The 22,865-nt window shown below is 55.0% G+C and carries 17 protein-coding genes; all 17 read right to left on the bottom strand.

What is annotated here, in order from left to right; genetic code table 11:
- Positions 1 to 68 precede the first annotated feature (68 nt).
- Complete coding sequence (locus FRY98_RS27375; RefSeq protein WP_148457868.1) at positions 69 to 2,012, bottom strand: heavy metal translocating P-type ATPase; 1,944 nt, start codon at positions 2,010 to 2,012, stop codon at positions 69 to 71.
- A gap of 234 nt (positions 2,013 to 2,246) precedes the next feature.
- Positions 2,247 to 3,623 (bottom strand): hypothetical protein, encoded by a 1,377-nt coding sequence (locus tag FRY98_RS27380; protein WP_148457869.1) that lies wholly within the window; start codon positions 3,621 to 3,623, stop codon positions 2,247 to 2,249.
- 198 nt (positions 3,624 to 3,821) lie between these two features.
- Positions 3,822 to 5,114 carry a homocysteine synthase gene (locus FRY98_RS27385; RefSeq protein ID WP_148457870.1) on the bottom strand — a complete coding sequence of 431 codons (1,293 nt, stop codon included), beginning with the start codon at positions 5,112 to 5,114 and terminating at the stop codon, positions 3,822 to 3,824.
- Positions 5,115 to 5,394: 280 nt separating this feature from the next.
- On the bottom strand, positions 5,395 to 7,317 hold the full coding sequence (locus FRY98_RS27390; protein ID WP_148457871.1) for an FAD-binding protein: 1,923 nt from the start codon (positions 7,315 to 7,317) through the stop codon (positions 5,395 to 5,397).
- A gap of 175 nt (positions 7,318 to 7,492) precedes the next feature.
- Positions 7,493 to 8,305: a MerR family transcriptional regulator gene (locus tag FRY98_RS27395; protein WP_225039534.1), complete on the bottom strand. Its 813-nt coding sequence runs from the start codon at positions 8,303 to 8,305 to the stop codon at positions 7,493 to 7,495.
- Positions 8,306 to 9,040: 735 nt separating this feature from the next.
- Positions 9,041 to 9,901 (bottom strand): ATP-binding cassette domain-containing protein, encoded by an 861-nt coding sequence (locus FRY98_RS27400; RefSeq protein WP_148457872.1) that lies wholly within the window; start codon positions 9,899 to 9,901, stop codon positions 9,041 to 9,043.
- Entirely contained in the window at positions 9,898 to 10,752 is an 855-nt protein-coding gene (locus FRY98_RS27405; RefSeq protein WP_148457873.1) for a hypothetical protein, read from the bottom strand. The genes FRY98_RS27400 and FRY98_RS27405 overlap by 4 nt, the downstream gene beginning before the upstream one ends.
- A complete protein-coding gene (locus FRY98_RS27410; RefSeq protein WP_148457874.1) occupies positions 10,736 to 11,356 on the bottom strand; it encodes an RNA polymerase sigma factor in 621 nt (206 codons plus the stop codon). The genes FRY98_RS27405 and FRY98_RS27410 overlap by 17 nt, the downstream gene beginning before the upstream one ends.
- Before the next feature lie 66 nt (positions 11,357 to 11,422).
- On the bottom strand, positions 11,423 to 12,145 hold the full coding sequence (locus FRY98_RS27415; RefSeq protein ID WP_148457875.1) for a hypothetical protein: 723 nt from the start codon (positions 12,143 to 12,145) through the stop codon (positions 11,423 to 11,425).
- Positions 12,142 to 14,298 (bottom strand): ABC transporter permease, encoded by a 2,157-nt coding sequence (locus tag FRY98_RS27420; protein WP_148457876.1) that lies wholly within the window; start codon positions 14,296 to 14,298, stop codon positions 12,142 to 12,144. Before FRY98_RS27420 ends, FRY98_RS27415 begins: the two co-directional genes overlap by 4 nt.
- Positions 14,291 to 15,181 carry an ABC transporter ATP-binding protein gene (locus tag FRY98_RS27425; RefSeq protein ID WP_148457877.1) on the bottom strand — a complete coding sequence of 297 codons (891 nt, stop codon included), beginning with the start codon at positions 15,179 to 15,181 and terminating at the stop codon, positions 14,291 to 14,293. Before FRY98_RS27425 ends, FRY98_RS27420 begins: the two co-directional genes overlap by 8 nt.
- A gap of 835 nt (positions 15,182 to 16,016) precedes the next feature.
- The gene (gene deoC, locus FRY98_RS27430) at positions 16,017 to 16,694 is read right to left on the bottom strand and encodes a deoxyribose-phosphate aldolase (RefSeq protein WP_148457878.1); all 678 of its coding nucleotides are present in this window, start codon (positions 16,692 to 16,694) and stop codon (positions 16,017 to 16,019) included.
- Between the two features lie 18 nt (positions 16,695 to 16,712).
- Entirely contained in the window at positions 16,713 to 17,294 is a 582-nt protein-coding gene (def, locus tag FRY98_RS27435) for a peptide deformylase (RefSeq protein WP_148457879.1), read from the bottom strand.
- 91 nt (positions 17,295 to 17,385) lie between these two features.
- On the bottom strand, positions 17,386 to 17,745 hold the full coding sequence (locus tag FRY98_RS27440) for a hypothetical protein (protein ID WP_148457880.1): 360 nt from the start codon (positions 17,743 to 17,745) through the stop codon (positions 17,386 to 17,388).
- A gap of 144 nt (positions 17,746 to 17,889) precedes the next feature.
- Positions 17,890 to 18,195, bottom strand: a complete 306-nt coding sequence (locus FRY98_RS28630) for a TSUP family transporter (protein ID WP_170287205.1) — start codon at positions 18,193 to 18,195, stop codon at positions 17,890 to 17,892.
- A gap of 559 nt (positions 18,196 to 18,754) precedes the next feature.
- A complete protein-coding gene (locus tag FRY98_RS27450; RefSeq protein WP_148457882.1) occupies positions 18,755 to 20,827 on the bottom strand; it encodes a beta-galactosidase in 2,073 nt (690 codons plus the stop codon).
- A gap of 465 nt (positions 20,828 to 21,292) precedes the next feature.
- Complete coding sequence (locus tag FRY98_RS27455) at positions 21,293 to 22,861, bottom strand: extracellular solute-binding protein (RefSeq protein WP_148457883.1); 1,569 nt, start codon at positions 22,859 to 22,861, stop codon at positions 21,293 to 21,295.
- Positions 22,862 to 22,865: the final 4 nt, after the last annotated feature.

Raw genomic sequence — 22,865 nt, forward strand, 5'->3', positions numbered from 1 at the left:
TACCGGAGGGGTTCGGTGAAGTTTATATGAAGGTCTGATGAAGATGATCGCCGCATCTCCCGAACCATTTATCGAAGCAGACGCAGACCGTTCAATATGACGAGAATCGTGCTGCCCTCGTGCCCGATGACGCCGAGCGGAAGCGGAATCCCCTGCACAAAATTGCCGGCGATCAGCAGCAGGATCACGACTCCGGCGAAAATCAGGTTCTGCTTCACGATCCGCCGGGCCCGGACCGCCAGCGAGATCGTATCGGCGACGCGTTCCAGATGGCCGTTCATCAGCACGACGTCGGCCACTTCCAGTGCCGCGCCGCTGCCGCCGTCGCCCATCGCGATGCCGACGCTGGAGGCCGCCAGCGCCGGGGCGTCATTGACGCCGTCGCCGACCATCGCGGCCTGCCCGAACCGGGCGCGGAGCTCGCCGACATGGCGGACTTTGTCCTCCGGCAGCAGGCCGCCGTAGACCAGGTCGATGCCCGCCTCCGCGGCCACGGCCCGGGCCGTCTCGACGCGGTCGCCGGTCAGCATCGCGGACGTCACGCCAAGCTGCCGCAGCTGCGCCACGGCCCGCTTGGCCTCCGGGCGAATCTCGTCGCGAAGCGCGATCAGCCCCGCATAGCGGCCGTCACACTGGATGACGGAAACGGTGTGCCCCGCTTCCGCCAGCTCCAGCGTCTTGGCCCGGAGCGGATCCGGCAGCATCGCGTCCTGGAGATCCGCCTTGCCGATCCGCCACAGCCGGCCCTCGACGACCGCTTCGACGCCCCAGCCCGGCTGGGCCTTCATCTCTTCCGCCGCGGTAAGATCCAGCCCCTCTTCCTCCGCCCGGCTCACAATGGCGCGGGCCAGGGGATGGCCCGACAGCCGTTCCGCCGACGCGCAGGCGGAGAGGACTTCGCGGCGGTCCCAGCCGTCCGCGGCGATCAGGGCGGTGACGACCGGCGTCCCGGTCGTCAGCGTGCCGGTCTTGTCGAACGCGACGACTTTGACGCCCGCGAGAAGATCCATGTAGGCCGCGCCTTTGAACAGCACGCCCTTACGGGCGCTCCGCGACATCGCGGACAGCATGGCCGGCATGACGGAAGACACCAGGGCGCAGGGAGAAGCGACGACCAGAAACACCATCGCCTTATAAAACGTATGCGGCCAGGACCAGCCGAACGCAAACGGAGCCAGCAAAAGCAGCGCGGCGGTCACGAAAACAACGCCTTTCGCGTAACGCCCCTCCAGCTTTTTAATAAACCTCTGGGTTTGCGGAGTTTCCTGTTCCGCCTGCTCCACCATCGCGACAATTTTGGCGAACAGGGTGTTCTCGGCCGGCCGCGTCACCTCAACATAGAGCGCCCCCTCCCCGTTCAACGTCCCGGCATACACTTCATCCTCCGCGGTTTTGTCGACCGGAATGGATTCCCCGGTTATCGCCGACTGATTCACGGAGGACCCTCCGCTGCGTATGATTCCGTCCGCGGGAATGACCTCCCCCGGTTTTACCAGGACCAGGTCGCCCGCAGCCAAATCCGCCGCCGCAACCTGCTTGACTCCGCCCTCTTCCACTCTCAGCGCCGTTTCCGGTTTGAGCGCGATGAGCGCGGAGATATCCTTGCGGCTGCGTTCGCTCGCAAAACTCTCCAGCGCGCCGCTCAGCGCAAAAATAAAAATCAGCATCGCCCCTTCGTTCCAGTAGCCGATCGAGGCGGCTCCCACCGCCGCCGCGATCATCAGCAGATTGACGTCCAGGTCTTTGTCCCGGATTAGCGTGGCGATACCTTCGCGGGCTTTCATGAATCCTCCGAGGCCGTAAGCGGCAATATACAGCATCACGGAGAGCTCGCGGGACCATCCCGAAACTCCCCAGCCTGCCAGCATAAGCGCTCCGCTGCCCAGCGCCAGCAGCATCTCGCGATGGCGTAACAACCGCAGGAGCGACTCCCGGCGTCGTGGATTCGGTTCTTGGGTATTCTTCGTACTCGCTGATACGGACAATGATTTATGGATGGCTTTGGCTTGCATTTCGATTTCCTCCTTCGTAATGTGCTTCAGGTTAAAAAGGGCTAATTGAGAATGAATACTATTGTTAACCCCCTTAAAATGGCACATGCTGCTCCGGGATAGCCCCGAAGCAGCATGTTATTGAGAACGATAATCATTTTTGAACTAAGACAATAATTTTGTATTGGTGAAACTTTATTGCCATTTTAAACTAACCCTCTGCATTTGTAAAGGCAGGTCGCGGAAAATAGACGGTTACTTCTCGGAAAATACGATTTCTTTCGGCCCTACGATAACCTTCGTCTGCTCCGCGATCACTTGCGCCTCCGCCTTCTCCGTCCCATCGGCACTCCGCTTTTTCTTCTTCAGCACATCATAAGTAAAGAAAGCCGCACCCTTCTCATCGATTCCGTAGGTATCGTTACCGTCCGGCACGATCCTGTAGGATTTGACGTGCGCGGTGGATGCGTCAAGCCAGCTTACGATATCCAGCGCGCGGTCGTCTCCCGCTTCCGCCCGAAGCGATCCCAAAGCCTTTCCGTCTTTGTCATAGAAATCGATCCGCTGCGGTGCGATGCTCAGATAGTCGATATCGATGTCCTTGATCCGGCCTTGCCCCTCCGGCGATGACTCCATCCAGGCGATCGAACCGGCCGGATTCCATTTCAGCTTCTCGGACGGGACGTACTTGTCCGCAGGCAGCTTGATTTTCCCCAGCGGGGTGCCGTCCATCTTATAGAAAGTTACCTGCCCGCTCTCGTCGTCGTGAACGAACCGTTCCAGGTCGGGCGACGGGAACAGGGAGGGAGCCCCGGTCGTGGAGTGGGGAATCACCCGGAACAACCGCTCGGGAGCTTCATCTTTGCCGCCCCGCAAATCAAACACCCTGACCAAGCCGAGATAGCTCTGCAAAAACAGCTTTTTCCGCCCGCCATCCCACCGATACTGATAGATATAGTCATAGTCGCCTTTCTCGTTCAGCGGCCAAAAATCTTCTCTGATCCGCGTGATTTCTCCCGTTCGGGCGTTGAATTCGGAAAGGTGAAACTTGCCGCCGTTATTCGTCATTTCCGGTTCGAGGAACAGTACCCTCGTCTCATCCAGTTTGACCAGCAGCTGTCTAATAAACGCATTGTACCAGGGGTTATTTGTGTCCGTTATCGTCTCGCTCCACACGGTCTTTACCTCGGCTTCGCCGGGTTTATGGGACAACATCACTTTAACGGCCCCCTCGTCCCCGGAAAACACGTTGGCCATCACCAGCGTCTCTCCCTCCAGCTCAACAATAGCTCCGTTATCGATGAAGTAATCCTCTTTCAGACCGGCCGGTACCGCGACTAGCGCTCCGTCCGCATTGCGGCTTGCGTTGAAAGCGCCCGGCGTCCGTTTGTCCTGCTGCGCCGCTGGCGGGGTCTCCGATGCTCCGCCTTGCGCTTCTTGCTTGACGTGTGCATCCGCCTTTTGAGCATTCGTTATTTGAGCTTCCGCTTGCTGCGCACTCCCCTTCATCGACAAAGATGTATTCTCCCTGGCTCCTTCAAGGCCTTTCCCCGGACCACTCGTCGGAGAGCAGCTCGCCAGCAGCAGTCCGGCGGCGACCATCGTCGGGAGCAGCCAATCCATTCTCTTCAAAATATAACCTCCTCCATCCTATACGATCATGATGGACCGTTAATATACGCTGCCTATAACATAAACGATGTTGTGCTCCCGTTCGTTTCACCTTAGCTATTTATTTACCCGCTATTTGCTCTCCTATAAAAAAAGCCGCCGCCCGGGACGGACCTCACCGTGATCCCGGGACAGCGGCTTTCGCTTGATTGACTGGAATTAGGCCTGGCTGGCGGCAATCGCCTGCTCCAGGTCATAAATAATATCGTCGATGGATTCCGTGCCTACGGACAAACGGATCAACTCGGGATTGACGCCCGCCGCGAGTTGGTCCTCCTCGCTCAACTGCTGATGCGTCGTGCTGGCCGGATGAATGATCAGCGACTTGGAATCGCCGACATTGGCCAGGTGCGAGAACAGCTTCACGTTCTCGATCAGCTTGCGGCCGGCTTCAACCCCGCCCTTAATGCCGAAGGTCAGGATGGCCCCTTGCCCTTTGGGCAGATATTTCTTGGCGAGCTCATAGGATGCATGGCTCGGGAGTCCCGCATAGCTGACCCATTCCACATGCTCATGCTGCTCCAGGTACTGCGCCACTTTGAGCGCGTTCTGGCTGTGACGCTCGACCCGCAGGTGCAGCGTCTCCAGGCCTTGCAGCAGCAACCAGGCGTTGAACGGCGACAGCGAAGCGCCCAAATCGCGCTGCAATTGAACGCGAGCCTTGATGATGTACGCGAGCGGCCCCACCGCTTCCGTATACACGACCCCGTGATAACTCGGATCCGGCTGCGTCAGCCCCGGGAATTTGTCGTTCGAGGTCCAGTCGAACTTGCCGCCGTCCACGATAATGCCGCCGATCGATGTGCCGTGTCCGCCGATAAATTTGGTCGCCGAGTGAACCACGATATCCGCTCCGAATTCAATCGGACGCAAGAGATACGGGCTCGGGAAAGTATTGTCGACGATCAGCGGAACGCCGTTCTCATGCGCGATCGCGGCTACAGCCTCGATGTCGAGCACATCGCCCTTGGGATTGCCGATCGATTCGGCATACAAAGCTTTGGTCTTCTCCGTAATCGCCGCGCGGAAGTTTTCCGGATTGGAAGCATCCACAAATGTCACTTTAATGCCGAGCTTCGCCAGCGTGTTCGCAAATAAGTTATAAGTTCCGCCGTACAAGGTGGACGAGGAGACGATCTCGTCCCCCGCACCAGCAATATTTAAAATCGAGAAGGTAATCGCCGCCTGTCCCGACGCCGTTGAAAGGGCACCTACGCCCCCCTCCAGGGCGGCGACGCGTTTTTCAAACACATCGTTTGTCGGATTCATGATCCGCGAGTAAATATTGCCGAACTCCTTGAGGCCGAACAGGTTAGCCGCATGCTCGGTATCGCGGAAACCGTAGGAAGTCGTTTGGTAAAGCGGAACCGCGCGGGAATATGTAGTCGGATCGATTTCCTGACCCGCATGAATCGCGAGGGTTTCCGGTGCAAATTGGCGTTCTTCTGACATGGGTGATTCCTCCTTTAAGTGGGCATTATGAAGATTGTTCATCATATATTGTTCACTATTCTCTCACATAAAATGTTATTTGAAAATAGGAAATCCGATAAAAAAACTGAGAATTAAAATAGCATGCAGGAATAGCCCCCGAAACTCCCCTACAGAGTGCTTTATCGCCTGATGTTTGGCGGCATAAACAAAACGACGGCAGATCAAGCTCCGCGGAAAAGTGGAGCCGGCTGCCGCCGTACAATTTTACTTTATGAAAAAACCATCCATCCCTCGCTGTCTATAGACCTAACGCTTCCGCCGCAGCGCTTTCCCCACCTAGACGACCGGACGTAAAGGAGTAGCCGAGCCCAACTCCGTTGCCCACGTATGTATCGTTGAACAATACGCCCTCGGATTCCAAGCCGACCGCATACAAGCCTTTGACCGGTACCCGCTTGTCATTCAGCACTTGAAACTTTGTGTTGACCAGCAGCCCGCCGACCGACCCCAAGTTGTTGACCTCGGCGATCACTGCATAATAAGGACCTTCGGTTCCCATCGGTAGCAGGTATTCCCCGGCCTTCCCGAATTCCGTATCGATCCCCGTTTTGGTGGCTTCCGCATAGTTGTTGAACGCCGCTCTGAAGACCTCAACATCCATGCCGGCGTTTTGGGCCAGTTCTTCAACCGTCTCGCCTTTGTAACCGTCCCCGTTCTTCACCATCGATTCAAACACCTTCTCCGCGTTGTCCCACGGCTGCTCCAGCGTAAACCGATCCTTGAAATCGGCATAGAACTCCGGTGGCATGCCGGGAAGCTCCGGCGCTTTAACCCCCTTCATCCCTTTAGAGGCAAGGGCGTCCAATTGCGACTTAGATACGATCACCAAATGGTAAGGTCCGTTAAACGCACTCGTATTAGCGGCCGCTACCGAAGTGAGCGTGGCCGCCTCATCCCGGAATCTTGCCCCTGATGGGCCGACGTTCATGAAATTAGGCAGATAGGACACCATCAGCGGATAACTGGCTTCAAAGGAAGAGTACTCTTTCTTCAACTTCGCCGTCGCTCGAGCCAAGGTCTGGTGAAGCATCTGACCGCCGAAGTTGTCCGGAACCTTCGCTCCGGCCGCCCAGGCCATTTTCAGCCCCTCGCCCACATTTTGACCCAAACCTCCGTTGACGCCTTCAAAACCGAAGCTCTCCTTGACCATTTCCTTATTCCCGGCATAACCGCCGGTCGCCATCACTACGCTTTTTGCCGTGATCTCCAAGGTGGTACCGTCGGTTTTTACCGCTTTGACGCCGGTCACCTCTCCGTGCTGCCCAGTCATAAGTTCTTTGGCCGTTGTTTCCGTCAAAACTTGTCCTCCATGCTGTTCTACGGATTCGGCCAACATATTACGCAGCAGCTTCTCCCGGGTGTCGTAAGCCGGCAGCATATGCAACTGCTCCCCCGCAAAATTGATAAACGTAGTCTCGTAGCCTTTGCTCTTTAGCCAGTCGTAAGTTTCACCGGATTTTGTGACGTACTGTCGGATCGCCGCCGCATCCACTCTCCAGTGGTTATTGACAATCCAATCGGCGATTTCTTTTTCCACGTTTACTTTCACGCCGTTTTCAACGGCGACCGAGGAGTTGTAGAACTTCCCTGCCCAGGAGAGGTTGCTCGCCCCGCCGATAACGCCGGTCTTCTCGAGAATGATGACCTTCGCTCCTTTGTCCGCCGCCGTTACGGCCGCCGACACCCCTGAGGCTCCGGCACCGACAATTACGACGTCCGCCACTAGTTTTTCCGTTTTGCCTTCGCCGGCCTTTTTGATCTTAGCGGCTTTCAGCGTCTCCAGATCTCCCCCGGCCTGTTTCACCGCGTCTTCAACCGCGGCTACCAAGGCCTGACTGGAAAGGCTCGCTCCGCTGACCGCGTCGACGGACAGGGTCTGTCCTTCAAGAATTTGTTTTTTTACCTGCTCGATCGCGTTATCTCCCAAACCCGCAGTTTCCGTTTGACTGATAACCTGAATATCCTTGATGCGGTCCGCCTGCTCCATGGTCACTTCTACCTTGATAGTTCCGTCTTTTCCTTCGGCCTGTCCCGTATACTTGCCCGCTTTAAATCCGCCGGAGGCTTCATTCACCTTATCCCCTTGACAACCGCCCAGCACAGCTGTAATCAGAAAAAAACAGCAGCTGAGTATAAAGACTTTCATCCATCCCTGTTTCATTTCATTCTTCCCTCTCTTTTTTACTCGTTCTGATTTAGCATCTTTAAACAGCCTGATAATGTGATTTTTTTCACTTATAAAGATATACTAAAGTTGCTTCACCCACAGGCTCCCCCTGAAGTTTAAACCTTGGTGCAGCACCAAGGTCAAGCGAAATCGCCGGTAAAGTTCCGCGTCAAATCGCCATATATACCTCCAGGTAATACCAGGTTTGTTTCTCCCGTTTTTCATTCACAATGATCCGCCCGACGATGTCGCCCCGCAAACTATATCCGTTGTTCCGCAAGTAATCGAACATAAAGCTTAGAGATGATCTCGATATATTCTCTTTCTGATGCACCCGGATCGTCGCCGAGATGCCGATGGCCGGAGGCAAATACTCCGCTTGTTCCGGCACGGTAACTTCCAAGCTTCGCACATCGTCTTCCATCAAGGATAATCCCCAGCTGTAATCCCAGTCATCCTGCTCGTCCGCGTCCGTCTCTCCCGACTCGATCCGGAAGGAGTAGAACGTAAACGGAAGCAGCTCCATCCAGGTCGTTACATCCCATTTCAGGGCATCGTTTCTCAATAAGCGGTTCTTCTTCGTTTGCTTTAACCGATACATGCCGGGTCTCGTTTTAATATGGCATTGATTCATCGTTGCCTCCAGAGATTCAAGCTCCCGGTAAATTTCGTCGATCTTTCCCAGGAGCATGGTGCTTCTGCGAATCTGAGCCTGCAAATTATGACGGCTGTCGCCCACTTCTTCCCTAATTTGGTCCAGCGTCGATTGCTGCATCATATCCGCCACGCTTTGCAGGGGCAGCTGCAGGCTCCGATACCAGCGGCTCATCAAAAGATCCCTCGCGTCAAAATCATCAAAATACCGGTAGCGGTTCTTCTCATTTTTGCTGGGCTGGACAATATTGTGCTTCTCATATAACCGTAACGTGTCCCGCGTGATCCCGAGCAGAGCCGAGAATTCGCCAATATTGTATTCCATCATTCACGTCCTCCATTCCTCTTAATCATGGACGACTCTCATCATACAAGAGGGACTCGTGAGATAATATAACCGTGTTCACAAACCGGGCTCAAGCGCTAACCATAATCACCCGTCAAATGGGTGGTTTGCTCTAAAGCTATAAGCCTTTATTACCGGCTCGCGTCTAAAAGCGCTAGCTTTCACTACGTTCAAGCTACTATGTGCCTTTGCCGCTTTTGCCTACCCTTGAAGGGATGCGATTATTACTAGCTAGTACCCGTCAGACAATCTTGCTAACATAAAATTCCTGCATATCTGCATGCTTTTTTCCTGTTTGGACTCAAAATTTCTAAATTCCTGCAAATCTGCAGGAATTTTCGACGAAACCGGCTCGTTTCTCTAAAATCGCTGGAAATGCCTGCAGATTTGCATCTTTTTTCGAATTCCCACGGGACCGGCCAGAAATACCTGCAGATTTGCATCCTTTTGGAGTTACGCCCCCATTCAGATGGCTTTTGGCTATAAGCATCACTACACCACCCGCATAGCAGGTGTTTTTTGTTTCGCACGCTTGCCAGCTCAACTGGCTAAAGCCCAAAAAAGACACTTCCCCCGGAAGCGTCTATCATATCTAGATTTAGGAATATACGTTCATTCTGGCCTTTTCCCTAATTAGCGTCGGATTGTACTTCGTACTGTTTAAGCTGTACCGCGTATCGCGAACCGGCTTCGTCCGCGGAGTCAGCCGTATGTTCTTTAACGCACCACGCTATCCCGTCCGTACTGGCGGACAAAGTAGGCGTCCTCCAAGGTCGGCTCCGCCAAAGTCAGCCCCGGGAAAGGGCGATTTCCCCCGATCAGGCGAACATAAATGCCCTCCGCCATCTCACGAAAGTGAATCATATTCCGTTGGGAGCAGTTCTCGAACTGCTCCCGGGTTATAAGGCCCTCCCAAACTTCCAAGGGCAATTCGTCGTTCCAGCGGCGCGTCCCCCCTTCGAAACCGATCTTTCCCCGGTTGAGCCAAATGACATGATCCGCCGCTTCATCCCATTCGTTCATTTCGTGCACGGCGGCGATGACGGTCCTCCCTCCAGCATAACGGGACAAGTAACTGATTGCCATTTTCCGCTCGGCTGTATCCATCGCATTAAGCGGCTCATCCAGGAACAGAAAATAAGGTGCGGCCAAAAGAGCCTGAGCCAGGGCGATGCGGCGGCGAATCCCAAGCGAAAGCAGCTTGATCTTGTGGTTTCGGTATGGAATCAGGCGAAAATCGGACAATAGCGCATCGATCCGTTCTCGATGATACACCCCCTTCAACTCCGCCAAATAAGCGAGCAGACGGTATACCTTCATCTCCTCGTAGAGTTCGATCTCGGCCGGCACATAGCCGATTTGGCTCCTGAGCAGCGGCAGATCTTCGGCGGCGGACCGCTGGCGGTACAGGATTTCCCCCCTCCGGGGCAGTTGAAGGGTCGCCAGCAGCTCCAGCAGCGTTGTTTTCCCGGCTCCGTTCGCCCCGACCAACAGCGTCAGCCCCGGGGGGATGCGGAGCTTCCCGATTTCCAGGGTCAGCTCCCCCATAGGGTGGCGTATATTTTCCAGCATAATCATGGCCGCTCTCCTCCGTCCGGCCCCCCGCTCATACGCAGGCTGCGGTAGTAGGAACGCAGAAGCAATATGCCGCCGGCAAGCAGCATTCCCCCGTCCACGGCCGCATTAGCGTTCATTGTCCATTCGTGCGTCCGGGTATATTCCTCCAGCACGAACCAGAGCACATAGGCTGCCGCAGCGACCGCACAAGCCAGGCTCATGCCTTTGCGAAACAAAACGTACATGGCCGCTCCCGCGGTCAACATGGAGATCCCCAGCCATTCGAGTAAAAAGGGGATAAACGGCAGCGTCGTTTCCCCGGCCCACGAAACGCGCAGCCCGACCACCACCGAACTGATCAACGCCCAACTCAACATCAAGGCGATGACCATAAGCATTCGGCTGTAGACCACCAGCGCCGGCGGGTAAGGGGTAATGCTTTCTATGGCACGCATACCGCGGTCCCAGGAGCGGTAACTGAACAGCATGGACGCCAGGAGCATCAGCGGCGTTATAATCGGGAACAATCCGCCGGGAATTGTATCCCCGAATAGCATGATCCTGTAGGGCCGCTCCGGATCGATCAATAAAATCAACATAAGGAACACCGCCGACCCGGTCAATATTAGCGATTTCCGGTTTAAACGGAATTGGCTCCACAGCAGCCTGCGCAGGGAAGGCGTCTCCACCTGTGGATTAAAATCCAGCGATGGGGATACCGCTTTGGCTTTGAGCTTGTCGAAGTCCGGCTGCAGGGCCGCTATCAATGCCGCGGTTTCCGAGGGCGACGGCGGCGGCAGGACGGCTTGGCGCAGGGGCTCGGCCAGCTCCTTTTCCAACTGGGCCAATTCTCTATCAATGGAGGGGTTCATGAGGGTACACCTCGCTTTCTTGTTTTTGCTTGATTCGCCTGCCATAGTCGGAAGAGGCAAATTCCGATGATTTGGACAGCGCCCGCTTCAGCTTGCGCAGCGCCCCGTACAAATGGGATTTGACCGAGCTTAGCGGTATTTCCAGCATCTCCGCGATCTCCTGCAGCTTCAGTTCGTGAAAGAACCGCATTCTTACGATGTTCTGCTGGACCTCGGGCAGCCATTCCAGCGATTCGGCGATTTGCTCCACCGTTTCCTGCCTCTCCAGCAGCTCTTCGGCCCCCGGCGAGGGGTCCGCATCCTCCGGCATTTCGTCCGCGGCCGCATGCTCGGAGCGGTAAGAGGCGCTCCTCCAGTAATCGCGGCACAAATTCAGCGCAACCTTGTATAGCCAGGGCCTGAGCTGATCCAGCGCCCCGTGCCTATCCAGATGCCGAATGAGCCTGATAAACGTCTCCTGCACCAAATCCTCCGCTTTCGCCCGGTCCCCCAACTGCTGCGTAATGTAGCTGAGCAGAGGCCCGTGATATCGGGTCACCAGCAGCTCGAAGGCCTCCTGTTCCCCTTGGGCCATGCGCTCCGCCAATTGTTGATCGGAAATCATGCCTCTCCTCCTCTCTCGTTCCTGGTCGTTCTCAATTTATATTTTTGAATTCCCGTCTTCTTCCGTTTATTCTTCTTCCTCAACAATCCAGCGATCCCTTTTCCCGATCAGCCATAGCGAGAATCCCAGCAATCCCCCGGCACCCGCCAGCAGAACAAGACGATTGGCCACAAAGGTGCCGTCCACGGGAAGAAACTCGGCATATAGCGTGAATCCCTTCAATAGATCGCCCCTGCTGATCGTATCTAAAACCCAGATCGAAAAACCGGATACAAGTCCGCCATAAGTTTTTCGGAAAATAAGCATGCCAGCCAGGGTCAGGGAAGACAGCAGCATGAACGCAGGCAAATTCTGCAGCATAAGTGCGGGAATTCCCGTGCTCACCTTGACCCCTTCTCCCCCGGACCAGGGATACATCAAAGTCTTGATTTCTCCGAACTTCGCCAAGTAAACGAGCATCCACCCTACATTCAATACGGAGGCGTACCCTAAGGCGAGCAGCCACTTCCGCAAGGCGATCAAGTGAAGAGATACCGGATAAGTGGCTATCATTTCCATCCCCCCTCCTCCGAGTTCCCGTTGGAACATCACGAGGGTCATCATGATAACGAGGGGAAACATGCCCATCTCGGAAAAGTAATATACCATTCTTGGCCGGTTCGGATCGCCGCTCAGAATGCCGATCAGGTACAGCAGAAATATCAGGACGACCAGTCCGGCAACAGGCTGCTTTTGCAGCTTGAAGTCAAAAGAAAGGCCCCGGCGGAGTTGTTCCAAAGCCGTCTTCATTGGCCCATCACCCGCTTCCATACCTGTTCCCACTCGGAATAAGGAATTTTGCGATCCTCACTGCTGTCTTTGCCGTCCGAATTCCGGATTTCCAGCCCCCGGTCATAAAAAATATTCAGCACTCGCTTCACCTGCTCGAGCTTCCCTTCGTCCAAAGCCTTGCCCACCTGATTCATCATGCGCAAATTCAACCTATTCGGATCGCGCTCCTTCTCATTGGAATAAAGTTCGTAAAGCAGATTGCTGTCCGCTTGGCCTAGGGTCAAATCCTGAGTGCTGTAACCCTCCTCTTCGTAAAAGTAAACATACCACATCAGAGCGCGAAGCTGGAGCCGGATGTCCTCTTCAACCTGGAGGTTCGGATCCTCGTCCCGCCGACTGCCCAGCAGCATTTCGTTCATCACGATTTTGGCCAAATATTCGGGATAGGAATTGTTCGACATAATATAGGCCTGGTTCTCCACGCTGTAAGTAATATAACTGTAATTCGGCAGATACAGCAGTTGAGTCAAGCGGGGATTAAAATGGTCCACCCAGCCGGCGAAATACCCGTACATGTCCTGCCAGCGTTGCAGCACTAGATTCCCGAAACGCTGATCATAGGGGGATGTCATCACCTTCCCCGGAAAACCCGGTTTGGTCAGTTCTGTAAAAGTCCCGCCAAACAGGCTTAGCCCATCCCTGATTTGTCCCTCAAATATCTGTGTCCCTTCCTGCCGTTTCGTTTCCGGAATGCTCGTATATAACGGATAAGCAAAGCCTTCCGCCTTCAGTTTCAAAGAGGTGTTTCCCTGAACCAGCAATCGAGAGCCCAATTCAATGCCGGAGTCGTGCTGTGTCTTTACGTAAATGGATTGATAGCCGGGCAGCGGATACCAGGCGATATAACCCGGAAGAAACAAGCTCATTCCTTTGCTAAAAGCATAGACGGAGCCTTGCCCCTGGAAGCCCGGGGCATAATCGAACAAGGTTCCGCCGTAGGCGACCTCAACTTTAAGCGCGACATCCCCGGCCTTGGGGAGCTGAATCGCCAGCCGCTCGCCATTATGGGTGAAAGAGGCGGGGTCGCCGTTTATCTTGGCCTCCTTGACCTGAAAGCTCCGGTTTAACGTCAGATGTATCTCGTTCCGTCCGCTCAACTCCCCAGCCGGAATATTGAGGACTGCCCGTAGATCCAGAAAATCCCCCTTCCGTTTTTTCAGGGTGATATCGTAGTCTTCGATGACAAACATATCCGTCTTTTTCCCTTCTGGAGAGTCCTCTCCCATCATTTCCAGTCCCGGATCGGCCAGTTTCGCCCGGTAACCGTCGTACCGTTCTTTCCAGATCAGCCCGTAAGGGACAAACGCGCCGACCGCCAGCAGCAGAGCGAGCCCTCCGGCCGTCCATACCGCCAGCTTGTGTTTGGTCGGGCGTATCCGGTCCAGCACCGTTACGCCGACCGCCAGCAGCAGGAGCGTAAAGGAGAACACAAACATACGGGAATAAAACAGCTCATTCCCAAGGACATCAAACCCCCAAGCGTCATGCGGCGCTCCCTCCATAGTAAGCAGTCGGTTCAAATGAAAAGTCCGCAACAGATTTAGGCCGGCTTTATCGATCAGAAAGATATCCATAAAGAAGGTGCCGAACATCCAGGCACAAAAGCCGATGAGATAGACGACCCGATTCGGAATCGCAATCGCCAGCAGCATGGCCAAGGCGAAGGTAACCAGGTAGGACACCTCATAGGTCATGGCAAAAAAGACTGTATACTCGCGGGTAATTTCCGGAAGCACGCCCTGACTTCCCGAAAACCAGGCGTATAGGCCCGCGGCCACGAGCGTAAAAAGGGAGCAATAGAGCACGCCGGCTAAATATTTGGCGGAAACTTTAGTTCCGTAGGAAACCGGAAGCGCGGAGCTCCATTCATAAGAGGGCCGGCGGATATCCCTGCGGACACTCAATATGCCGAGAAACACGACCAGTCCCAACGTCATGGTTTGAATTAACGCGTGCATGTTGTAAGCTTCTTGAAACAAATTTTGCTCAGGAGAAACCCGACCGAGCGCCAATCCGTTAAACAGGGCGAAAAACACAGGAAGAGCAAGCAGCCAGGGATTGCGGAAGAGCATGGCCAATTCAAAAACAAATTGCCTCCACCACTTACTCATAGCTGTAAGCCCCTTCCTTTCGACCGCTCCGCAGCAGCGCCAGGTAACCATCCTCCAGGGACGGGCGAACCTGAACGGCGCCGGACCCCGCCGGAGGGGTCTCCCCGATGATCCGGCAGCGCAGTCCATTCTCTGTCCGGCGGGTGGAGACGATCGACATGGGGTCGAGTCTTGCGAATTGCTCCTCGCTGACCACTTCCTCCCAAACCTTGCCCCGGCCGAATTCCTGAAGCTCCGTCAACTCCCCGGACATTCTGACCCGCCCCCGGTCAAGGACGGCGATCTGCCGGCAGTTGCTCTCGATATCGGCTACGATGTGGGTAGAGAGCAGCACGATCCGCCCCAAGCTGAACCGGGTCAACAGATTGCGGAAACGGACACGCTCCTCCGGGTCGAGCCCGGCCGTAGGTTCGTCGACGATGAGCACCTGCGGCGATCCGAGCAAGGCTTGGGCGATGCCGAGACGGCGCTTCATGCCCCCTGAGTAAGTCTTTACCCGTTTCCCGGCTTTATCCTGAAGATTGACCTCCTCCAGCAGACGCCCGATCTCCCGTTTACGCTGTTTCGGGTCGTTCATCCCTTTCATCGCGCCCACGTAGTCCAGATACTCGCTACCCGTCAACTGCGGGTAGACCTGAAACTGTTGGGGCAAGTAGCCGATGATTTTGCGGATATCTTCCGCTTTCCGCAGCGGGATCCCGTTGATTGACGCCTCGCCCGAGGTGGGCTCCACCAGCGTGGCCAGAATCCGCATCAGCGACGATTTTCCCGCTCCGTTCGGGCCGAGCAAGCCCACCATCCCTTCGTGAAGCGTCAGCGTGACATCGTTTAGGGCCAAGCCGCCTCTCCGGTATTTTTTGGATAAGTGTTTAATTTCTATCATAAAAAATCCTCATTTCCAACCAAATTCAATACTCCGCGCGGATCGTATCTGTACCTGTAACGGGAAGGCTGACAAAAAAGTTCGTGCGACGATTAAAAAATCAAACTGGAAATATTACAAAAAACCATCCCCCGGCAACGGCTGCATTATGCATTATGCATCAAGCGTTAAGGTTCCGAAGGATGGCATTACCCGCCAAAATCAAAACGACCCGTTTGAACGGGTGGTGCTCTAAGGCTATAAGCCTTTATTACCGGCTTGCATCTAAAGGCGCTAGCTTTCACTACGTTCAAGCTATTATGCCGCTGCCGCTTTTGCCTACCCCTGAAGGGGTGCGATTATTACTAGTACCCCGTCAGACAACCTTGATAACATAAAATTCCTGCATATCTGCATGCTTTTTTCCTGTTTGGACTCAAAATTTCTAAATACCTGCAAATCTGCAGGAATTTTCGACGAAACCGGCTCGTTTCTCTAAAATCGCTGGAAATGCCTGCAGATTTGCATCTTTTTTCGCATTCCCTCGGGAATCGGCTTAAATACCTGCAGATTTGCATCTTTTTGGAGTTGGAAGCTTGGAAGCACTCTAGGCGCCTCTTTGGATGTGACATATCACTTCGATTAGCTATTAAGCCACCCTTTTCCTTTCGTTATACATCGTAGCTTGAACACTCTTATGATAACGACCCCAATCAGATGGTTTTTGGAATATAAGCATCACTGCACCACCCGCATAGCACGTGGTTTTTTGTTTCGCACGCTTCGCGAGCTCAACTGGCTAAAGCCCCAAATAAAACAGGCTGCCCGTTAAGGACAGCCTGTTTACATCGTATTTTTAATAATCCGTGCGGCTGCTCAGCCCCTGCGCGATCGCAACGCCCGCGCTCGTTCCGAGCCGGGTCGCTCCCGCCGCGAGCATCGCCTCCGCATCGGCCAAGCTTCGCACGCCGCCCGAGGCCTTGACGCCGATGCCGGGGCCTACCGTCTTCGCCATCAGCTCGACCGCCTCAATGGTAGCTCCGCCGGTGGAGAAGCCCGTCGAGGTCTTCACGAAATCCGCGCCGGCCGACACGGCCAGCTTGCAAGCCCGTTCGATCTCTTTTTCCGTGAGCAGACAGGTTTCCAGAATCACCTTCACCAGCGCCTTGCCGGCAGCGCTCTCCACCACCGCAACCATGTCGCGGACCACGGCTTCGTCGTCCCCGTCTTTCAGCGCTCCGATATTGATGACCATGTCCACTTCCGTCGCTCCGTCGCGAATCGCTTGAGCCGTTTCAAAAGCCTTGACCTCGGAAGCCGACGCGCCCAGCGGAAATCCGATCACCGTGCACACCTTAACCTCCGGAGTGTCCTTCAACGCCTCCGCGGCCGTCTTCACCCAGTACGGATTGACGCATACGGAAGCAAAACGGTGCTCCTTCGCTTCGGCGGCCAGCTTGAGGATCGCTTCTTTGCCCGCATCGGCTTTGAGCAGCGTATGGTCGATCCGGCTTAATACTGATTGTGTCGTCATAAAATAGTACCTCCGCTTTTAATATAGGCTGGTGATTTGTACGCCCTCGGGAAGCTTGAAAGGGTGCTCCTTGTTAATCCGATCGTAGAACATAATTCCGTTCAGGTGATCGATTTCATGCTGCATGACGATGGCGTCGAAGCCTTTGAACCGAAGCTTTAACTCCTTGCCTTCGCCGTCGTAGGCTTTAATCTGCACCTTCTCGTAACGGGGCACGAAGCCCTGGACCACCCGGTCCACCGACAGGCAGCCTTCGCTCTCCGGCAGATAGATCATCGCCGCCGAGTGGCTGACGATTTTGGGGTTATACAAGGCGATCTCCCGGTCATTCCCCTGATCGTCCGTGAGCAAGGCGGCAAACATCCGCTTGTTTAAGCCGATTTGGTTAGCCGAGAGGCCAACCCCGGCCCGGAGCTTGTATTTCTTGCTGATTTCCGGGTCCTGGCTGTTTTTGAGGAAAAGCAGCATCGCCGCCATTTCCTCCCGATCCTCCTCCGTCGGCGGAACGCTTACCGGCTCCGTCACCACGCGCAAAATCGGGTCGCCCTCCCGAACGATATCATCCATAGTAATCATATAATCGCTTTTAAATTTACTCATGAGTGAGCCCTTCATCCACCTTCGCATACTAAATTTTCCCGTCCATTCAGATCAGCCCCCAGCTTAGCATGGGGCGAGCCCCGTGTCAAAGTCAGCGTTTGATCTTCATCCCCCAGACCGAATCCTTTTGAAAAGCCGCCGCCTCCCGGAGCTTCTCCAAACGGATATCTTCCGGATAATGCCGCTCCAGATACAAGACGAAAGCCTCCCGGAGCCGGATCTCCTCGTCAAGCTTATTATACTCGTTAGGGTGCTTCTCGAGTTCCTGAAGATTCGCTTCCCATAAGGCGAGATCCTCATCCGAGGAACAATCTTCCCGGGTTCGCGCGTTTAAAGCCCGAAGCTGCGCATACGCGGCCTTTACTTTACCGGACAGCCTCTGCTTCTGATTGAGCCAACCCAATATGACGATAATCAGAAAAAGCCCAACCCATAATAAGATATCTTTCAAATCTTCACCCCGGTTGTTCGATTCATGCCTAAAGTATCACAGCGGGAAAAACCATGTCAACCGACGCTTAAAACGATCCCCGTTAGTATGGTCCACAGCCCGAAAATGATGATTAGAATCAGCACCGTTTTCCTGAAAAAAAGCTCATTCATTCGGCGGCCCGCTCATCGAGACGCTTCCGTTCAGCAGCCCGCTGGCCAGGTCGGCCGTTACGAACCGCAGCTTCTCGCTGCGGACGGGAAACGAGCGCCCCAGCAGCATGATCGCGGCGAACAGGAGGATCAGCGCCCCGGCAATGATTTTTAACCAAGTCTCCGATATGTATAGGAGCAAGTAGGTTCCGAACGGCGCCGCGACCATCCCGGTCAGGATCAGGAGCAGCACTTTACGTACGGCGAGGTGTTTATAGCAGGCCGCCAACAGAATGACAAGCATTCCGAGCGTGATCAAAGGTTTATTTCCGTAAGCATACGATCTTCTTCCTTGAATGAAAGATGATTTAAGTAATTCTGTGCGGCCAGCCTCTCTGGAAAGCCGGCTACGTAGCTCGCTTGCGATCCGTACAGGGGAATAAGGGTGTTTTAAGGCGCGATTTTGTCGAATTAAGCTCATCGGCCAACAGTAGCGGCGTTTTAAGGACTTATTTTGGGAAAAAGCGCACTGGCGTTGCATTAAACCCGACATGGTGCTGCCGATCCGCAATCTCTCTTGCCGCCCGTCATAATAGCGGCGTTTTGGGCCGTTATTTCGGCCAAATTCGCTTTCGCGGGTAAAATAGCGGCCAAAAGGGGCCTTATTTATCTGGTTGGGCTCCCAAAATCAGGTTGCGGCCCGCTTTTCCCAAAAATAAGGCCCCAAAGGACCGCTATTTCACACGGAAAGGACGATTTCGACAAAATAGCGCCTCAAATGGCCGCTAACCTGGGCTGCTAGGGAAAATGGCAGAGCTCGCCGCCCCAGCCTAATTATAGTAAAGAGCCGACACTATGCCGACTCTTCATTAAGAATATTACTTATACTGCGAGCTCCGTTTCAGAATGATCGAACCGTGAAGCGGGAGCTCGACCCTGCCCGTCTTAACTTCCCCGGTCTCCAAGTCGGTGTATGCCCGGTCATCCAAGCGGACCTGCGCCGGTTTGCCGGAAAAGTTCAAAAGAAATACGTAGTCGCTTTCTCCGTCCGAACGGAGTTGCGCGGTTACGCCCTCCGGCAGCTCGGCATCCAAAGCCCGGCGAACCCCGGCTTCGGAGATGAGTCGGCCGTACAGCGAATCGTAGAACCCTTCCTCCCGGACGCGTGCCGCCAAATAATAAGCCTGCCCCGCTCCCTTTTGATTTAGCGTAAGCACCGGCATTCCGGCGTAAAAATCATCCCGGTACGTCGCCAACACCTCCGCTCCCTCGGTATGAATCACTTCGCAGAGCTCACGGATTTCAAAGCTTCCCTCAAACTCCAGGCGATTTGCGGGATTCATCACCAAGGCGTTGCGATCATGGTCGTGAAGGCCGTCGATCTCCTCCGCCCAAATGCCGAGCGTCCGCCGAAGCGGTCCCGGAAATCCATTCAGATAGCAAAGGTCATGCTCATCGACTACGCCCGTCCAATACGTGGCAAGCAAGGTGCCTCCGTCCTCAACGAATTTGTCCAGGCGCTTCCCGGTTTCTTCGCGAAGCAGGTATGCCATGGGAAGCACGATTAGTTTATATGGCGCGAAATCATCGCCGGAGCCGATAACATCCGTCGGAACCCCCTGCTTCCACAACGCCCGGTAATGCTGGACAACGGTTTGCTCATAACCCAAGCCGCCGTTGCGGGGCCCCTGGGCGTCATTGATCGCCCAGCGGTTGTCCCAGTCGAACAAGACGGCCGCTTCCGCCGGCACGTTCGTGCCCAGCACCTCGGTGATTTGCGACAAGGTGCGGCCGAGTTCCGCGACGTCCCGGAATACGCGGGTATTCGCGTGCCCGACATGATCCACGACCGCGCCGTGAAATTTCTCGCTGGATCCGCGGCTCTTCCGCCACTGGAAATACTGGACGGTATCGGATCCGTGCGCCACCGCCTGCAGCGAGGATAAGCGGTGCATCCCCGGCCGCTTCAGCTTGCTGACAAGCTGCCAGTTGGTCTGGCTCGGCGTGCTCTCCATCAGCATGAACGGTTTCTTCTTGATCGTGCGGAAGATATCGTGGTTAAAGGCAAACCAGGAGGCGATCCCCACCTCCGACTCCGCCTCGTGCCAGGTCGGGTAGGCGTCCCAGGAAACGACGTCCACCGCCTTGGCGAACTCGCGGTAATCCAGGCCGTAGAACAAATCCATCATGTTGACGGTGCAAGGCAAATCCGGATTAACCGCCTTGAGCGGCTTGATCTCATGCTTGTAGAAATCGATCGTCTGATCGGAAACGAAACGCCGCCAATCCAGGTTGTGGCCATGGACCATCATTTCCCCATGCGGGGCGGGCGATTCGACCTGGGACCAGGACGTGTACGTATGGCTCCAGAACGTCGTCCACCATGCCCGATTCAGCGCATCCAGCGAACCGTATTTACGCTTCAGCCAAGAGCGGAACGCCTCCTGGCAATAATCGCAGTGACACTCGCCGCCGTATTCGTTGGAGACGTGCCAGCCGACGACGGCCGGATGCGAAGAATACCGCTCCGCGAGCTTCCCGTTCATAATAGTCACCTTCTCGCGGTAAACGGGAGAGGTGAAGCAGTGGTTATGCCGCATCCCGTGCAAATTGCGGCGACGGTTGGCTTCTACCCGCAGCACTTCCGGGTACTTCTCGGACATCCAAGCGGGACGCGCCCCGCTCGGCGTAGCGAGCCAAGCATAGATGCCGTTCGCGGCCAACCGGTCCAACACTTGATCCAGCCAGCCGAAGTTGAAGGTTCCCTCCTCCGGCTCCAGGGCAGCCCAGGAAAAGATGCCGACGGACATGACATTGCAGCCCGCCTGCTTCATCAGCCGGATATCTTCCTCCAGAACCGCGGGATCGTGCAGCCACTGCTCGGGGTTGTAGTCGGCCCCGTGCATAAAGACGGGGAGCTTGCCGCTAATGGGCGGGAACTTATGTGTCATGGAATAATCCTCCGTTCATGATTTCTATTTATCTTCAATCTCAAAATTTCGTAGAGCGCATCAAATTCCTGCAAATCTGCAGGCTTTTCCGACGGAAAGTTCCGAAAAACCGGAATTCCTGCAAATCTGCAGGCTTTGCGCTCAAACGGCCCCCTACTGAGGGAAAAAGCAAGAATTTCCTGCAGATTTGCATCTTTTTTGCTCATACTCTACCGCAAGCAGCTAAATTCCTGCAGATTTGCAGGAATTTCACGCAACCGCAGACCCGGCACGGTCAGGGGGGCTCACGGCTGCCTGAAATCAGGCCTCCGTTCTCCCGCCCATCTTCCAAAAAAATCCGTTCGCCGGAAGCGTTCCTCCCCTGTCCCGCCCGAAGTCGTCCCCGGCACGGTCCGAACCGGAATGCGGAAAAACCGCTGGAGCCCGCGGCCCCAGCGGTCCTTGGTCCGCCCTCTCCCCGGCTGTCTACTTCTGTGCCGCCAGGAAGACGTCGATCTGGCTTTGCAGTTCCTGTTGAATTTTGTCGATGCCGGCGGATTTCAACTGCTTGATCAGTTCCGCGTGGCCTTTGTCCAGATCGTTGATGAGTCCGTATTCCAACGGAATCGCGTAGCGGAGCATAACGTTGCCCACATTGGCGACTTCATTCTTCACCTTCGAGTCGTCAAACACAAAGGTTTCGAGCGGGAAGTGGTACACCTTCTCCTGCCACGCCTTCAAAATTTCGTCCGCTTCCACCGGATAAGAAGCATCCGTCCGGTTCAGCAGCGAGTTCCAACCCCAGTTGGAGAACCCGGTATAGTTGGCCGCGCTCGGTCCCGCCTTGTATTTGTCGTCGCCCACCGGCTCGTAATGCTTGCCGACGATGCCGTACATGGTGAGGTCATGAATCTCCTTATCGTTCTGCAGCAGATCCAGCAGCATCAAAGAGCGCTCCACGTTTTTGGACGTGGCATGGATCGCCATCCCGTTTTGGGTTGAAATAGCCCCTATCTTTTTCTTGTCGGGCGTCAAATCCACAATAGCGCCTTCAAATTCCGGCTTATCGCGGCGCATCTCGGCGAGGTTGGCCCCCAACGTTCCGAGGGTGTGGGCGTAAGAACCGGTTTTGCCGGCTTTGATATCCTGCCATACATCGTTTTTATTGCTCACGATATTTTTGGACCACGCCTTGTTGTCGGCAAGATCTTTATAGTAAGCGATCAGCTGTTTGAATTCCGGCGTATCGTAGACATTGAAGACCTGGCCTTTCTCGTCCGCAAGCTTGTAGGCGAGCGGGATGCTGTAGTCCACCAGATTCCACTCGTTCTGCTGCTCCAGCAAAATCTGATCGAGCTCGTGCCATTTCCAGCCGTCGGCCGGCTTTGCGCCGAACGCGTTGAATCCCTTCTCGTTGGCCCCGACCGTTTTTACGTAAGCCGCGTAGGTTTCCGGGCTGTTGATCGGCTCCATGTTGTATTTCTTGCGCAGGTCCTCGCGGATGAACACGACTTTATCGGTCACTTCCTGGTTGTTGTTGGGCACCATGTACAGTTTCCCGTCCACCTTGGCCTGCTCCCAGGACACTTGCGGCATGGCTTCCCATGTTTTCGGCATGTAGGTTTTGAGCATATCCTCCGTCAATTCCAGGAATCCGCCTTTACGCGCCTGATCGTTGTAAAAAGCCCAGTTGGCCGTGTAGACAAGGTCAAAGTCTTCATTGGCGGCAAACTTCAACGGATATTTCTGCGTCCAGTCGGCCCAGTCCAGAAACTCCGTTTCGACCGTGGCGTTGATCTTCTCTTTCAGCAGCTTGTTCAGCTCGCCGGACACTTCGTCATAATCGGCCGGCTTGCCGCCTACGAGAAGCATCTTGAGCTTCACTTCCTTGGACAGATCGGCCCCGTCCGAAGCTTGGGAGTTCGTACCCGTCGCGCCGTTGGCATTGCCCGAAGCGCCGCCGCCGCCCCCCTTATCCCCGCAAGCGCTCAGGAAGGTGGATATGACCAAAACCATCGCCAACAGAAACGTAAATCTCTTGTTTTTTAGTTTCATGACT

The organism is Paenibacillus faecis (assembly GCF_008084145.1).
Classification (GTDB): domain Bacteria; phylum Bacillota; class Bacilli; order Paenibacillales; family Paenibacillaceae; genus Fontibacillus; species Fontibacillus faecis.

Bases quoted from the DNA above. Each gene is read 5' to 3' on its own strand.
- FRY98_RS27390 (WP_148457871.1), bottom strand. From the start codon at position 7,317: ATGAAACAGGGATGGATGAAAGTCTTTATACTCAGCTGCTGTTTTTTT.
- FRY98_RS27400 (WP_148457872.1), bottom strand. From the start codon at position 9,901: ATGATTATGCTGGAAAATATACGCCACCCTATGGGGGAGCTGACCCTG.
- FRY98_RS27425 (WP_148457877.1), bottom strand. From the start codon at position 15,181: ATGATAGAAATTAAACACTTATCCAAAAAATACCGGAGAGGCGGCTTG.
- def (WP_148457879.1), bottom strand. From the start codon at position 17,294: ATGAGTAAATTTAAAAGCGATTATATGATTACTATGGATGATATCGTT.
- FRY98_RS27450 (WP_148457882.1), bottom strand. From the start codon at position 20,827: ATGACACATAAGTTCCCGCCCATTAGCGGCAAGCTCCCCGTCTTTATG.
- deoC (WP_148457878.1), bottom strand. From the start codon at position 16,694: ATGACGACACAATCAGTATTAAGCCGGATCGACCATACGCTGCTCAAA.
- FRY98_RS27410 (WP_148457874.1), bottom strand. From the start codon at position 11,356: ATGATTTCCGATCAACAATTGGCGGAGCGCATGGCCCAAGGGGAACAG.
- FRY98_RS27385 (WP_148457870.1), bottom strand. From the start codon at position 5,114: ATGTCAGAAGAACGCCAATTTGCACCGGAAACCCTCGCGATTCATGCG.
- FRY98_RS27405 (WP_148457873.1), bottom strand. From the start codon at position 10,752: ATGAACCCCTCCATTGATAGAGAATTGGCCCAGTTGGAAAAGGAGCTG.
- FRY98_RS27420 (WP_148457876.1), bottom strand. From the start codon at position 14,298: ATGAGTAAGTGGTGGAGGCAATTTGTTTTTGAATTGGCCATGCTCTTC.
- FRY98_RS27415 (WP_148457875.1), bottom strand. From the start codon at position 12,145: ATGAAGACGGCTTTGGAACAACTCCGCCGGGGCCTTTCTTTTGACTTC.
- FRY98_RS27375 (WP_148457868.1), bottom strand. From the start codon at position 2,012: ATGCAAGCCAAAGCCATCCATAAATCATTGTCCGTATCAGCGAGTACG.
- FRY98_RS27395 (WP_225039534.1), bottom strand. From the start codon at position 8,305: ATGATGGAATACAATATTGGCGAATTCTCGGCTCTGCTCGGGATCACG.
- FRY98_RS27455 (WP_148457883.1), bottom strand. From the start codon at position 22,861: ATGAAACTAAAAAACAAGAGATTTACGTTTCTGTTGGCGATGGTTTTG.